The 15,316-nt window shown below is 70.9% G+C and carries 8 protein-coding genes; 6 read left to right on the plus strand and 2 right to left on the minus strand.

The features are described 5' to 3' along the window. Position 1 precedes the first annotated feature (1 nt). The 6 genes from ACFYW8_RS39125 to ACFYW8_RS39150 all read left to right on the plus strand — a co-directional run bounded on the left by ACFYW8_RS39125 (position 2) and on the right by ACFYW8_RS39150 (position 9,082). A complete protein-coding gene (locus ACFYW8_RS39125; RefSeq protein WP_389090210.1) occupies positions 2 to 823 on the plus strand; it encodes an alpha/beta fold hydrolase in 822 nt (273 codons plus the stop codon). After that, positions 820 to 2,094 carry a glycosyltransferase gene (locus tag ACFYW8_RS39130; RefSeq protein ID WP_389090213.1) on the plus strand — a complete coding sequence of 425 codons (1,275 nt, stop codon included), beginning with the start codon at positions 820 to 822 and terminating at the stop codon, positions 2,092 to 2,094. Before ACFYW8_RS39125 ends, ACFYW8_RS39130 begins: the two co-directional genes overlap by 4 nt. A gap of 194 nt (positions 2,095 to 2,288) precedes the next feature. Next, the gene (locus ACFYW8_RS39135) at positions 2,289 to 3,344 is read left to right on the plus strand and encodes a class I SAM-dependent methyltransferase (protein WP_389090321.1); all 1,056 of its coding nucleotides are present in this window, start codon (positions 2,289 to 2,291) and stop codon (positions 3,342 to 3,344) included. A 372-nt stretch (positions 3,345 to 3,716) separates the two neighbouring features. Then, on the plus strand, positions 3,717 to 4,148 hold the full coding sequence (locus ACFYW8_RS39140) for a VOC family protein (RefSeq protein ID WP_389090217.1): 432 nt from the start codon (positions 3,717 to 3,719) through the stop codon (positions 4,146 to 4,148). 280 nt (positions 4,149 to 4,428) lie between these two features. Further along, positions 4,429 to 7,335 carry an AAA family ATPase gene (locus ACFYW8_RS39145; protein WP_389090220.1) on the plus strand — a complete coding sequence of 969 codons (2,907 nt, stop codon included), beginning with the start codon at positions 4,429 to 4,431 and terminating at the stop codon, positions 7,333 to 7,335. Positions 7,336 to 7,459: 124 nt separating this feature from the next. Continuing rightward, positions 7,460 to 9,082: a protease pro-enzyme activation domain-containing protein gene (locus ACFYW8_RS39150; RefSeq protein WP_389090224.1), complete on the plus strand. Its 1,623-nt coding sequence runs from the start codon at positions 7,460 to 7,462 to the stop codon at positions 9,080 to 9,082. A gap of 230 nt (positions 9,083 to 9,312) precedes the next feature. Here ACFYW8_RS39150 and ACFYW8_RS39155 read toward each other — a convergent pair whose 3' ends face one another. Then, complete coding sequence (locus ACFYW8_RS39155; protein ID WP_389090227.1) at positions 9,313 to 11,286, minus strand: discoidin domain-containing protein; 1,974 nt, start codon at positions 11,284 to 11,286, stop codon at positions 9,313 to 9,315. Between the two features lie 69 nt (positions 11,287 to 11,355). After that, entirely contained in the window at positions 11,356 to 14,916 is a 3,561-nt protein-coding gene (locus ACFYW8_RS39160) for a choice-of-anchor D domain-containing protein (protein WP_389090230.1), read from the minus strand. Positions 14,917 to 15,316 lie beyond the last annotated feature (400 nt).

The raw sequence follows: 15,316 nt of genomic DNA on the forward strand, positions 1-15,316 counted from the left end.
CATGGCGATGGTCGACACCGGGGGACTCCGGTTGCACGTACAGCGGATCGGCCCCCGGGACGGCCGGGCGGCCACCGCGACCGCGGTACTGGTCCACGGTCTGCTCACCGACAGCCTGGCCAGCTACTACTTCACCGTGGCGCCCGCCTTCGCGGCGGCCGGCCTCGACGTCGTCATGTACGACCTGCGGGGCCACGGCCGCAGCGAACGCCCGCCCGACGGCTACACCCTGGACCACAACATCGACGACCTCCGGGCGCTCCTTGACCGGCTGGCGGTGACCGGGCCGGTGCACCTGGTCGGCAACTCCTACGGCGGGACGATCGCCTTCGGTTTCGCGGCCCGCCACCCGGAGCGGGTGGCCAGCGTGACCCTGATCGAGTCCGAACCGGCCACCGCCGCCTGGGCGTCGAAGCTCGGCGGCATCCTCGACCGGGTGATGGCCCAACTGGCGCACAACGAGCTCGACGCCCTCGCCTGGATCACGGCGAACCGTGGCCACAACACGGCCCGGCTGGCCCGGGGCGCGGCCCGGCTCGCCCGGGACACCACCCTCGGACAGGACATCCCGGCCAGTGGCGTCCTGACGGACGATCAGATCGCCGCGATGCGCCGTCCCGTGCTCGGCGTGTACGGGGGTGACTCCGACCTCGCCGAACTCGCGCCCTGGTTGGGGTCGTTGCTGCCGGACTGCCGGACGGTGGTGATCCCGGGGCACGAGCACTCTGTTCTGGTGGAGGCGGCCGGGACCGTGGGCGGTCACATCCTCGCTCTGATCCAGGGGGCTTCGGCGGCCCGGAGCGTGGGGGCCGAGGCCCGGTGAGCGGATTCCTGTTCGTGGTACCGCCGTTGGTCGGGCACATCAACCCGGCCGTCGGTGTCGCCGACCTGCTGCTCGCGCGCGGGCACCGGGTGGCGTGGGCCTGCGCCGACCCCGGCCTCGTGGGACGCCTCGCGGGTGACCGGGCCCCGGTGTTCCCGTGCGCCGGGCCGGTACCGGGGGTGGGCGAGGTGCGGCGGCCTCCCGACCTGCGGGGGCCGGAGGCGCTGAAGTTCCTGTGGGAGTGGTATCTGCTGCCGCTGGCCGAGGCCATGGCGCCGGGGGTGCGGGCGGCGGTCGAGACGTTCCGTCCGGACGTGGTCGTCGCCGACCAGCAGGCGTTCTCGGGTGGGCTGGTCGCCGAGCGGGCGGGGCTGCCGTGGGCCACCTCGGCGACCACCTCGGCCGAGTTCGCCGACCCGCTGGCCGGGCTGCCGAGGGTCACGGAGTGGCTGGCGGAGCGCCTGGCGGGCCTGCGCGGGTCCGTCGGGGATCCGGCGGGCGACACCGATCCGCGGTTCTCGCCGCATCTGGTGCTGGCGTTCAGCACGGTGGAGCTGGCCGGTCCGCCGACCGCCGCGCGGGGCGGCCCGATCCGCTGGGTCGGCCCCTCGATCACGGCCAGACCGGCCGCGGCCGGCTTCCCCTGGGACTGGCTCGACCCCGGCCGGGCCACGGTGCTGGTGACCCTCGGCACCGCGAACGCGGACGCCGGCGGGCGCTTCCTCGCCGTCTGCCGGGAGGCCCTGCGCGCAAGGGCCGACCGGGTCCAGGGGGTCGTCGTCGACCCGGGGAACACTCTGGGCGCGGACGCCGCCTCGTCACTCGTCGACATCCCGTCCCCGGACGGCAGCGGTGCTCCGTACGGCACCAGGGCTCCGTACGGCGCTCAACCCGCGCCCGGCCACGACAAGGACCTGCTGGTCCTGCCCTCCGTACCCCAACTCGCCCTCCTCGAAAGGGTCGACGCCGTGGTCTGCCACGCCGGTCACAACACCGTGTGCGAAGCGCTGTGGCACGGGGTTCCGCTCGTGGTGGCGCCCATCCGCGACGACCAGCCGGTGGTGGCGGGGCAAGTGGTGGACGCGGGGGCGGGCGTCCGGGTCAGGTTCGGCCGGGTGACCGCCGCCAAGCTGGGCGCCGCGCTCGACGCCGTACTGCACGAACCCGGGCACCGCGCGGCCGCCGAGCGGATCGGTACCGCGTTCCGCGCCGCCGGCGGTGCGACGGCGGCGGCCGACAGCCTCGAACAACTCGCCTGGGAGTACCGATGAGTGAGCGGACGGATCGACCGACCGGACAAGCCGCCGAGCAGCCGCCCGGGCAGAACGCCGCCGGCGAACCGGCAGGACAGGACTCCAGGGAACCGGCCGGACAGACCCCCGAGCGGCCGGCCGGGCAGGAGACCGGGGAGCCGGACGGACAGGACGTCAGGGAACCGGTCAGGGAGCCCGGCCGTGCCGAGCGGGTGGCCGGGCTGCGCCCCGGCTACCTGGCCGATCTGGCGGATCTGGCGGATCTGGCCGAGGGCACGGGCCGCTTCTTCGAACCGCCGCGCACCACCTGCCCCTGGTGCGGCTCCGGCCGGCTGACCACCCGTCTGCGCACGACCGACCTGCTCCAGCACAAGCCGGGCCGGTTCGTACTCGACCGGTGCGACGCCTGCGGGCACGTCTTCCAGAACCCCCGGCTGAGCGAGGCCGGGCTGGAGTTCTACTACCGCGACTTCTACGACGGGCTCGGCGAGAAGAGGCTCGGCGACACCTTCGGCGGCCGCGCCGGGATGTACCGCGACCGCGCCGAGTCGATACTGCCGTACGACTCCGTCCCAAAAACCTGGCTCGACGTCGGCACCGGGCACGGCCACTTCTGCGCGACCGCCCGCGAGGTGCTGCCCGGCACGGCGTTCGACGGTCTCGACTTCACGGACGGCGTCGAACTCGCCGCCCGCGAGGGCCGGGTGGAGCACGGCTACCGCGGCGCCTTCCCCGACCTGGCACCGGAACTCGCCGCCCGCTACGACGTGGTGAGCATGTTCCACTACCTGGAGCACAGCACCGACCCCGACCGTGAACTGAGGGCCGCGTGGCAGGCGGTGCGGCCCGGCGGCCATCTGCTCATCGAGGTCCCGGACCCCGAGAGCCGCTACGGCCGGCTGCTGGGCCGCTGGTGGCTGCCCTGGCTCCAGCCGCAGCACCTGCACTTCGTGCCGGTCGCCAATCTGCGCCACCGACTGGCGGAGCTGGGGTTCACTGTGGTGGCGCAGCAGCATGCCGAGGCGCACGATCCGGTGGACCTGCTCGCCGCCGTCTGGCTGGCGCTGGACCACGCCGCTCCGCGCGAGGACGCGCCCTGGCTGCCGAGGCCGCCGGGCGCGCTGCGGCGGGCCGGGCGTACGGCCCTGCTGATCGCGGGGATCCCGGCCCTGGTCCTGGCCACGCTGCTGGACCGGTTCGCGGTCCGCCCGCTCGCGCACCGGCTCGGCGTGTCCAACGCCTACCGCCTGGTGGCCCGCCGGGACTGACCCGTGTACGGCTCCGAAGGAACAGGCCACCGCCGTGGGCCAGACGTCCTGGACCCCGGCGGCTCACTGCCGGTTGACACGGATGCACCGGGGCCGCCCTCCGTACGGCCGCCCAGCCGCCTCCCCGTTCGATCGTTTCGAACTCGCTCTCCGCCTCATCGGAGACCGCTCCAAGGCCCCGAGGGTCCGAGGAGGGCCGACCTGCCGTAGCGGCTGTGGCGGCTCACGCAGATGCTGCTCCGCTAAATTGGAGCCGAGATCGGACGACCTTCTTCCGCGTCCGCGACGGTTTCCGGTGACGAGCAGCCCTGGCGTCCGTCGGCGGGTACGTACTTCAGTCGCGCGGCGCGGCCCGAACGTCTGGAGTCAGACATGAAGCCGAATCGCTCCATTCCGGCGTCGACGGTCATCCCCGTCCTGATCTATCCCGATGTGCGCGAGGCGGTCGCCTGGCTCGGCGCAGCCTTCGGGTTCGCCGAGCGGGTGCGGATCGGCGAGGACCACCGCGCACAGCTCGGTTTCGGCGATGGGGCCGTGATCGTCGGAGATGTGCGAAATGATCGCCGCCCGCCACGCCCCGGCGAGGTCACCCACTCGACGACGGTGCGCGTGGAAGACGTTGGCGCCCACTACGAGCGGTCCCGGAAGCACGGTGCACGCATCATCATGGAACCGACCGATTTCGAGTACGGCGAACGGCAGTACACCGCAGAGGACCTTGCGGGCCACCAGTGGACGTTCTCGCAGACGCTCGCAGACGTTGCCCCGGAGGAATGGGGTGGGACGTCCGTCACGACTGATTGACGCATGCTCCGACCAGCGCCTGCAGCGTCATGCGGGCAGAGGGGGCAGCGACGACACAGCGCATGGCACCAGCGGGAACTGGCGAACAGGCGGCGTGACAGACGTCATTGACAAGCCGAATCCGCGAAGGTTGTCATGAACACATGCTGCGATGCCTTGCGACCTGCTGCACTCACCGAGCCGACGACTCCGCCCTCGGCGCCGGTCGTAGCCCGTCACCGGACGCGGCATGCGCGAAGACCGCCAGTGCCACCACCATGGCAAAGGGCGGGCGACTGCCATGGACGTACGGTCCTTGACCGGGCGCCGCGAGCTGCTCGGCACCGCCCGGGCCGAGTTGACGGCCCGTCCCGGAGTGCTCTTCCACGGTCCCCCGGGGATCGGCAAGTCGTTGCTCGTGGCCGCCCTCATGACGTCCTTGGCCGCGCACGACCGGCCGGCCGGCACGGTGCTGCACTGCTCGCCCGTACCGGAGGACGCTCGGCTCCCGTTCGTCGGCCTCATCGACTTGTTCGCGCGGGTGCCGGAGAGTCTCCTGGAGACCCTGGCGCCTGTGCCCCGGGCGGCGCTGAGGGCCGCCCTGCTGCGCGGCCGGGAACCGGACGACGACCGGAGCCGTCTCGCGGTGCGCATCGCCGTCCTCGAAGTGCTGCGAACGCTGGCCGCCACCGGCCCCGTTCTGCTGGTCGTCGACGGCCTGCAGTGGCTCGACGAGCCCAGCGCCGAGGTGCTCGCCTTCGCCGCACGCCGTGTCGGGGACCTCGACATACGGATGGTGGCCGCCGAGCGGGTGGCCGACGGCGAGCAGCCCGAACGGCTGCGCTGCTGCCCACCGGGCACCGTCGGACTTCCCGTGCCCCCGCTGGCGGACAGCGAGGTGGCCCACCTCGTGCGCACCGGTTTCGGTGCCGACCTGCCACCGGCGGCGCTGCGGGCCGTCCAGGACACCGCTGCCGGGAACCCCTGGTACGCACTGGAGTTGGGGCGGGAGGCGCTGCGCGACGGAGCGCCCGTCGTCTTCGGCCCGGTGCTGCCCGTACCCCGAAGGCTGCGTACCCTGCTGCTGGACCGGGTGCGCACACTGCCGGAGAGAGCACGGCGCACCCTCCTCCTGACGAGCGCCGCCGCCCACCCCAGCCTCACTCTGCTGCGCGCCGCCGGAATCCATGACCCCGCCGCGGACCTCGCGGAGGCCGATGGCATGGGCGTCGCGACGGTCGACGTCGGCGGGACCATACGTTTCCGGCATCCGATGCTCCGGGCCGCCGTTTATACCGACGCCCCGGAGCACAGCCGCCGCCAGGCACACGCCCTGCTGGCCCGTGCGGTGACCGAGCCCGTGGAACAGGCCCGCCACCTCGCCCTCGCCCACCCGCACGAGGACGAGACCATCGCCCGCACGCTGATGTCCGCGGCCGCGTACGCACGCCGCCACGGCGCACCCGACACCGCCTTCGAACTGGCCCGGTTCGCTGCCCGACGCACTCCCGGCGACAGCCCCGTGGATCGCGCCGAGCGACTGCTGGCCGCGGCCGAGTACGCGTGCGACGCCGGACAGGTGGAGGAGGCGGGGCAGTTGGCCGAGACCGTCCTCGCCGAGTCGGGTTCGCCGCGACAGCGGGTGCGGGCCCGGCTGATCCTGCTGCGCAATGCCGGGCAGGCGCTGGAGGGCGCCCATGAACTGATCGAGGAGGGCCTGCTGGACGCCGACGGCGACCCGGAGGCGGAGGCATGGCTGCACCACTGGGCGGCACTACGGGGCTTGCTGTGCGGGGAGCTGGAGGAGGCGGCCCGGTACGCCCGGCGCGCCGCCCGGCAGGCGGCCCGGGCAGGAGACACGGACACCCGGATCGGGGCACTCGCCACCCTCGCCCGGGTGCGGTCCCTGGCCGGGGAACCGGTCGCCGCCGACGCCGCGCTCGAGGAGGCACTCGCCCTGGCCGGCGACGCCGGCGCCGGCCCGGAAAGCTGGGGACTGATCCGGATGCGGGCGATCCTCGCCCTGGACTCCGACAAGGTGACCGAGGCCCGGACGCAGGTCGCCGGACTCCTGGCGGAAATCGGTGAGTTCGCCGGGGTCGAGGAGGTCATGGCGACGTTGGTGGCACTGACCCGTATTCAGGTCCGCTCGGGGCACTGCCGTGAGGCGCTGCGCACCGCCGCCCGCTGCTCGCGTGCCCTGGCCGAGACGGGCGTACAGGCGGCTCCGACGCTGTACGCGGCGGCGCTCGCGGCCACCGCCGGCGGCACCGCCGACGAGGCGCGGCACCTCGCCGAACAGGCGGTACGGGCTTCGGAGGCGGACGGCGACCGGTTGTTCCTGCTGCGCGCGCTGGCGGTGCTCGGGCAGGCCGAGCTGCTCGGCGGCGACCCACGGGGGGCGGCCGCCGCGGTCGAGGCGCTGCAACGCGTCAAGGAACTCGGCGAATCCATGTCCGCCGCCGACCCGCCCTTGCTGCACTGGTACGGCGACTTGGCCGAAGCCCTGGTCGTCCTGGGCGACTCGGACGCGGCCGGGGCCGTGATCCGCGAGGCCCGCACGCGGGTGTCCGACGATGCGCCCGGGAGCGTACTGGCGGCACTGGAGAGGGCGGAGGGACTGCGTGAGGCGGCGACCGGCCGGGCGAAGGAGGGGGCGGTACGGCTGCGTGCCGCCGTGGACCACCTGCGTCGGCTGCCCTTGCCCGTGGAGCTGGTGCGTACTCTGATCGCGCTCGGTGCGGCCGAACGTCGCGCGCGCCGCAGGAACGCGGCGCGAACGGCCCTCGGCGAGGCGCTGGAGACCGCGACACTCATCGGCGCCGCTCCGCTCGCGGCGCGGGCCGGGGACGAGCTCTCGCGGCTGGAAGCCGGAGACCGGAGTGAGGCAGGTTCGGGCAGACCCGAACTCACCCCCACGGAAGCCAGGATCGCCGGACTGGTCGGCGGCGGGGCCACCAACAGGGAAGTCGCCGCGGAGCTGTTCATCAGCGTCAAGACGGTGGAAGGCGCCCTGTCGCGGGTCTACCGCAAGTTCGGGGTCCGCTCGCGCACCGCGCTCGCGCACGCGATGGCGGTCGCCGTCATCGCGTCGGGGGCGGCCGTCGATTCCGGGGAGGACGACCAAGTAAGGCTCCAGGAACAGACAGTGACGGCGAGTCAGGTCGGCCGCATGCGGATTCTCCGTACATTCGACACACGCCGTTGACGTGACATCAGTAGTTAACACGTGAAGCAAGGGTTCCCCCGCTTATGCGGGTGGGGCTGATGTTCCTACGTTGAAGCAGTTCCGCTTCCGGGACACCACCCCCACCTTCCGGAGAACCTCAGTGATGTCACGTCTGAAACTGGTCGGCCTGGTCGCCGTACCGGCACTGCTCGCCGCCGCAGTCCCCGCCGCCTACGCCGTCGGCGCTCCCCAGCCGCACGCGAGCACGGCCGTGAACGGTGATGTCCTGAAGGGCCTGAACAAGAACGCGACCCGCACCGGCAACGTCGCCGCGGGGAAGCGGATATCGGTGGCGATCAGCCTGACTCCCAGAGACGCCAAGGCACTCGACACCTTCGTGGCGAAGGTCAGCGACCCGCGGTCGAGTTCCTACGGCCACTACCTGACGAAGCACCAGTTCGCCGCGCGCTTCGGCCGGACCGATGCCGAGGTCAAGCACCTCAAGGAGTACCTGCGTTCGCAGGGGGTCACCGTCACCGCCGTCCACTCGGGGAACCTGCTGGTCGACGCCAGCGGCACCGCCGCCCAGCTGGAGAAGGCCTTCGGTACCAAGCTGTCGACCTGGAAGGACGCCTCGTCGGGGCGCTCGTTCTACGCCAACGACACCGCGCCGGCCCTGCCGACCGCCATCGCCTCCCTCGTCAGCGACGTGGCCGGACTCAACAACCGCGTCCAGCTGCACCACCAGGCGCCCTCCACCGTGACCCCCCACAACGGCCCGGGCGGCGGCTACACCCCGGCGCAGCTCAAGGGCGGTTACAACGTCTCCGGTACGTACACCGGCAGCGGCCAGAAGCTCGCGCTGATCGAGTTCGACGGCTTCCAGCAGTCCAACATCACCAAGTACGACACCAACTACAGCCTGGGCTCGCCCACCCCGACGGTGCAGACGGTGGACGGCGGCTCGGGCGCGCTCGGCGACGGCCAGGTCGAGGTCGAGCTGGACATCGAGGTCCTGCACGCGATCGCGCCCAAGGCGAACGTCACGGTCTTCGAGGGCCCCAACTCCGACGCCGGCGAGGTCGACACCTACCAGGCCATCGTCGACAGCGGCATCCCGACCACCTCGATCAGCTGGGGCGCCGCCGAGAGCGCGCGCACCACCTCCAACATCAACGCCGTGGACGCCGTCTTCAAGGCGGGCGCCGCCCAGGGCCTCGGCTTCTACGCGGCCTCCGGGGACAGCGGCTCCGACGACGCCGGCAACGGCGGCACCTCCGTCGACTACCCGGCCAGCGACCCGTACGTCACCGGCGTCGGCGGCACCAAGCTGACGGTCACCTCGTCCAACGTCTGGAGCAAGGAGGTGGCCTGGTCCGGAGGCGGCGGCGGAAAGTCCTCCGTCTTCAAGATCCCCAGCTGGCAGACCGCGGTACAGAAGAGCGCCGGTGGCGGCTACCGCCAGGTGCCGGACGTCTCGGCCCACGCCAACCCCAGCCCCGGCGTCTCGGTCTACTCGCAGGGCTCCTGGACCGCGGTCGGTGGCACCAGCGCCGCCGCGCCCGAATGGGCGGCGTTCGCCGCGCTGTACAACCAGCAGGCGGCAGCGGCCGGCAAGGCCAACCTCGGCTTCGCCAACCCCGCCCTCTACACGGCGAACGGCACCGGCTTCCACGACATCACCAGCGGCAGCAACGGCGCCTACTCCGCCGCCACCGGCTGGGACTTCACCAGCGGATGGGGCTCGTACAACGCGGCGACACTGGCGAGCAAGCTGCTCGGCTGACCCCCGCCGAACGAAGACCGACCAATGAGGCGCGGGCCGGGATCACTCCCGGCCCGCGCTACGGGTCCGTTCCCTCAAGGCACCCACGGGCTTCGTGCTCACGAGCTGGCTCTCGTGTGCCTACGAGGGCTGACCGCCACTGACCGATCGGCCGGCAAAGGGCCGGCCTGGGAGGAAATCCCTCCTGAGCCGGCCCTTCTGCCTGTGCCGCGGTCGCGGCCCTCTGTTCATCAGACGCCGAAGACCTGGAACTCCGAGACCTGCCCGGCCGGCCAGCCGTTGTTGGCGGTGAAGGTGAGGCGTACGTAGCGGGTGGTGACGGTGGAGGGGACCGTGAGGGTCGCGGTGTTGCCGGTTGCCGGGTCGAAGGTGTAGCCCGCCGGGGCGAGGAACTGGGCGAAGGTGCCGCCGTCCGTGCTGCCCTGGACGGAGATGGTCTGGGTACGGGTGGCCCAGGCGGTGGCCGGGGGAAGGTGGAGGACGATCCGTCTGACGCCGGTCGTGGCGCCCAGATCGACCTGGACCCACTGCGGGAAGGCGTTGTTGGCGGACTCCCAGTAGGTGTTGGTGTCGCCGTCGGTCGCGTTGCCCGAGGCGTAGGTCTGGGTGTGGCTGCTCTCCGAGGCGGGGCGGTGGAGGGCGAGGTTGGTCGTGCTGGAAGGGGGGTCGGTGGTGACGGTGACCTGGTTGGAGGGCCCCGACACGTTTCCCGCCGCGTCGAGGGCGACGACGTCGAAGGTGTACGCGGTGGACGCACCGAGTCCGGTCACCGTGAACGAGGTGGCGCCGGTGGTGCCCACCTGGGTGCTGGTCGAGCCGGACACCCGCAGGACGCGGTAGCCGGTCACGCCGACGTTGTCCGTCGACGCGTTCCAGGCCAGCGAGACGGCGTCGCTGGTGTGCCCGGTGGCGGTCAGGGCAGTCGGCGCGGCGGGCGGTGTGGTGTCACCGCCGGTGGGAACGACCGGCTGGGTGGGGCGGGTGTCGGTCAGCGCGATCTGGCCCTTGAGCATGCGACCGCCGTCGCCGGTCAGGCGAAGGTAGTAGTCGGCGGAGCAGGCGGTGCCGTCCTCGTCGAGGGCGAGGAACCCGGAGTCGGTGGGCACCCATGCCTGTGTCTCGGCGGTCTTGGCGATCTGGTTGCCCTCGTTGTACTCGTCGAACATCGAGATGTAGATGCCCTGCACTCCGGCCCGGACCATGTTGTAGAACTGCCGCCACATGAAGTCGCCGTGCGCGCGTTGCCGGCCGGAGACGTCGCCGGGCAGGACGCAGGGCTGGTAGTCGATGCCGTTGGCGTTGCAGTCGGCCTGGTCGGGGACGGTGTAGGTGTTGTAGGCGTTGTCGGCCTCGGTCACATTGCCGATGGCGCCGACCATCCACGGCGAGATCATGTTGAAGGCGTGGTAGACACCCAGGAAGCCGGGCTGTGAGCCCCCGGTCCCCGTCCGCCATTCGCGCGGGACGCCACCGATGACGTAACACCCCTGGCCCTTGAACCAGTTGACGACGTCGAGGCAGGCGTCGGCGGTGAAGGGGTGGTTGGGGTCGTTGAAGCCGAAGCCCCAGACGCAGACGACCGGCTTGCCGTTCTGTTTCGCGTAGGCCGAGGACGCGGTGTGTGCGGACATCTTGTTCGTCCAGTCCGTCTTGATCTCGGACTGCATGTTCGTCCAGTTGGAGACGTCGTACATGATGTAGAACTTCCGGCCGTACGACTCGGCGGCGCCGCGCACCTTGGTCGCCATGGCGTCGCGGGTGGGGCCCTCGCCGCCGGTGGGGTTGAAGCGTTGCAGGGCGGCGGTGTCGATGTTGTTCTGCTGCATCCACAGGAAGTGGGTGTTCACCGTCTGCTGGTCGTACGAGGAGAACAGCGTGGCGGGCCGGCCGTTGCCGAGGGCGGCGTACGACGTCTGGTACGTCCTGGTGTAGTCGCGCGTATCGGGCCAGCATTTGATGCCGGTGTTGGACGGGGACGGCGGCTGGCCCCAGTTCTGGGTCCAGTGCCACCAGCCGTTGATGGGCGCGCCGTCGCCGACGCAGGCGAACCAGCCCTGGTAGCCGACGCTGATTTTGCCGACCACGTCGCCCGGCTGGCCGGCCGCCGACACGGTCGGGGCGAGTACGGTCTCGACGGCACCCACCGTTCCCACCGCGGTGGCCGTGATCGCGGCCCGTAAGAAGACTCTGCGTGTGACACCCATCTGGACTCCTTCCGGTGGTCGGTGCCGCCGAGCACGCCCGCGCTCGGCGGCACCGTCAAGGCAGGTCGGTCAGGTGTTCCAGACCTGGAACTCGGAGAGCTGACCGGCCGGCCAGCCGTTGTTCGCCGTGATGTTCACCCGGACGTATCGCTGGGTGGCCGCGGTGAACGTGATGGTGACCGTGTTGTTGGTGGCGGGGTCGAAGGTGTACGCGGCCGACGACTTGATGGTGGTGAAGGAGGCGCCGTCGGTGCTCCCCGACAGGGACAGCGTCTGGTTGCGGGCGCCCCAGCCGGCCGGGAGCTGGAGGACGACGCGGCCGGCGCTCTGCGCGGAGCCGAGGTCGACCTGGACCCACTGCGGGAAAGCGTTGTTGGCGCTCTCCCAGTAGGAGCCCTGGTTGCCGTCCGTGACGTTCGAGGACGCGTACACGTCGGTGTGGCTGGACTCGGTGGTGGCCGCGCCGGCTGCCAGGTTCCTGCTCACCGTGCCGGCGCCGGTGCCGGTCAGCGCGACCGTGGTCGTGCCGTTCGACGCGTTGCTGGCGATGCTGAGATCGCCGGTGCGGGTGCCGGACGCGGTGGGCCTGAAGGTGACGTTCACCGTGCAGGAGGCGTTCGCCGCGATCGACGTCCCGCAGTTGTCGGTCCCCGAGAAGTCACCCGTGACGGTGATGCCCGAAACGGCCGCGGCCGCGGTTCCTGTGTTGGTCACCGTGACCGTCTGCGCACCGCTGGAGGTGTTGAGCGCCTGGGTGGGATACGTCAGCGATGTCGGGTCGGCCGACAGGGTCGCCGGCGAGGAGCCGCCGCCGCTGGGGAACACCTCGAAGTCCGACAACTGGGCCGCGTTCCAGCCTGTGTTGGCGGTGATGTTCACCCGCACGTATCTCGCCGTGGCGGCGCTGAACGTGATGGTCACCGTGTTGCTGTTGGCGTTCGGGTCGAAGGTGTACCCGGCCGATGCCTTGATCGTGGAGAAGCTCGAACCGTCCGTGGACCCCTGCACCGACAGCGTCTGCGTGCGAGCCGACCACGCCGTCGCCGGCGGGAGCTTGAGCACGACCTTGCCGACGCCGTAGTTCTGGCCGAGGTCGACCTGGGCCCATTGCGGGAACGAACCGTTCGTGCCCTCCCAGTACGTCGACGCGTCCGGGTCGGTGAGGTTCGAGGCGACGTACGGGCTGTTGCCCGAACTCGCCGTCGCCGGCCGCCCGGCGGCGACATTGGTGGTGCTGTCGATGCCGCTGCCGGTCAGGGAGACGACGGTCGGGCTGTTGTTGGCGTTGCTGGTGACGGTCAGCTTGCCGGTACGGGATCCGCCCGCGGTGGGCTTGAACCCGACGTTCACCGTGCAGGACGCACCGACCGCGAGGGTGGAGCAGTTGTTGGTCTGACTGAAGTCACCGGTCGCCGCGACGGCCGAGACGGTCGCAGACGCGGTGCCCGAATTCGTCACCTTCACCGCTTGCGCGGTGGCCGACGAGCCGACCACCGTGGCGTCGAAGGTCAGGCTCGCCGGGTCGGTGTTCAGGACCGGGCCGGGCGCGGTGCCGGTACCGGAGAGGCTGACCGTGTTGGTGATCCCGCCCGCGTTGACGGTCAGAGATCCGCTACGGGTGCCGGTCGCCGTCGGCGCGAACTTCACACTGACGGTGCACGAGCCGTTCGCCGCGATCGACGAGCCGCACGTGTTGGTCTGGGAGTAGTCGCCGCCGGCGGAGATCGAAGAGACGGACGCCGCGGTGTTGGTCGGGTTGGAGACCGTCACGGTCTGTGCGTCGCTCGTCGAACCGGTCGGGACCGAACCGAAGTTCAGCGCGCCGGGGGTGGCCGTCACGCCTTCGGACGGGTAGGGCGGGTAGACCGGCGCCGGCCAACCGCCGCAGTACGGCGTGCCGCTGATGCCGGAGTTGCCGCCGCCGTCGGTGACGACGAAGTTGCCGCCCGAGCAGTTGTACACCGGGGACGAGTAACCGACGCCGGTCGCCGTGACGTTGGTGAACTTCGCCGCGCCGCCGGTCTGTTCCTGGAGGGCGAAGGTTCCGGTGCCGGCGATGGTCACGTTGTTGAGGTTGACCCCGCTGATGGTGCCCTCGACCCACTGGACGGCTTCGTACGGGCTCTGCTGGATCAGCGCGTTGGTCACGTTGACCGGGCCGGTGATCGCGCCCTGGCTGCCGTCGAACCACAGGGCGCCGACGCCGAACTGCCAGTTCGGGTCGAGGCTGCCGGCCCGGATCATGGTGTTGTCGGAGATCGTGGTGGTACCGACCGGCGTCGAGGTGAAGCGCTGCCCCACGTGGATGCCGCCGCCCTGGGCGAGGCCGGTGTCCACCACCCGGTTGCCGCTGACGGTGTTGTCGTGGCCGCCGTAGATCGCGATGGCGTTGGCGAGGATCTGCAGTGACACCGTGTTGTTGGAGATCGTGTCGTTGGCGTCGGCACCGATACCGGAGTCCGCCCAGGTGGCGATGCCGTCGTCACCGGTGTTGCGGATGTCGCTGTTGGTCACCTTCGAATTGGTGACGGCGCCGTGGAAGTTGATGCCGTCCGCGGTGGTGTCGCGGATGCGCATGCCGCTGAACGTCAGCCCGTCCATCGGCCCGTCCATCCAGGCGCCGACCTTCATGTGGTCGATCCACAGGTTGGAGACGGTCGAGTTGCTCATCGCGCCACCGATGCCGTTGACCTGGGCGCTGTCGTCGCGCTCCTGCACATTGCCGAAGATCGCGAAGTTCTGGAGGTGCACGCCGGTGCCGGCCGAGGGTGCGGAGCCGCCGTAGAAGCCGGGGGCCGTGCCGGTGACGGTCGAGTACCACATGCCGGCGCCGGCGATCGTGACGTTGTTGACGCTGATGTGGCCGGGGATGTTGTAGGTGCCCGGCGGGATCCACACGGTGCCACCGGGGCCGGCCGCGCTGATCGCGGCGTTGAACGCGCTGGTCGCGTCGCCCACACCGGTGGAGTCGGCGCCCTTGCTGGTCACCGACACCGCCCCCGAGGGTGCGGTCAGGGCGGCGCCGACCTGCTCGAAGTCGGCGAAGTCGATCGTGTACGAGGAGGCGGTGTCCCCCGAATCGACCTGCAGCTTGAAGGTCGTTCCCGCCGGATAGGTGGTGGAGAACAGACGGTGGGCCTCGTCGAAGAAGTGGTGCGGGTTGCTGCCGGGCGAATTGGTGAAGGGGTAGCTGCCGTAGTACCAGCTGTAGGCGTTCGTCAGGGTGAAGTCGGGCTGCTTGACGCCGTTGATGTACAGAGACAGCGCGGCGGTGTAGACCGAGCCGCCCGAGGTGTCGGGAATGCTGTACCGGAAGTTGATCGAGTTGGTCGCCACCGGCGTGGTGAACGTGACGTACTTGCCGGTGCCCTGGAGCGTCGTCGCCTTGCGGTACGACGCCTCGTCGGCCAACTGGCCCTGGGTGTAACTCGGGCCGATGGACGTGCCGTTGGTGGCGGAATTCTCTGCCTGCACCTCGACGTACGGCAGGCTCGCGCCGTTGCCGCCGGTGGCAGCGGCCGCCGCCCAAGCAGGTGGGACGGCCAGAGCGAAGACGCCGAGGGCGGCCAGCATCGCGGTGCTGACCGCCCAGACGAGGGCTCGTCTCAGATCTCGGATGGAATGGAACACGTGCCACTCCTTTCAGAAATGCCGGAACTGTGCCGCTGACACCGCCAGAGAGGGAGGAACGGGGCTCAAGGGGTGACGGGAGGCAAGGGAAGGCAGGGGGAAGACAGGGGGGTGCTGACGACGCGAGGGGGACCGTAATATCCTCGACATGGACACGCAAGAACTAGACAGAACATTGCAACAATAAAAATTTGGTCTGCAAGATCTAATGTCGCGCCTCGAGGCTGCATCCAGCACCGGACCCCGCACATGGCGGTGCCACCGGACGGGGTGTCCGGCGGCACCGTGGGGGGTGGTGGGGTCAGGAGGTCCAGATCTGGAACTCGGACACCTGGCCCGCGGGCCAGCCGCTGTCGGCGGTGACGGTGACGCGGAAGTAGCGCTGGGTGGCGGTGGGGAA

Source organism: Streptomyces sp. NPDC002742 (assembly GCF_042888885.1).
GTDB lineage: Bacteria > Actinomycetota > Actinomycetes > Streptomycetales > Streptomycetaceae > Streptomyces.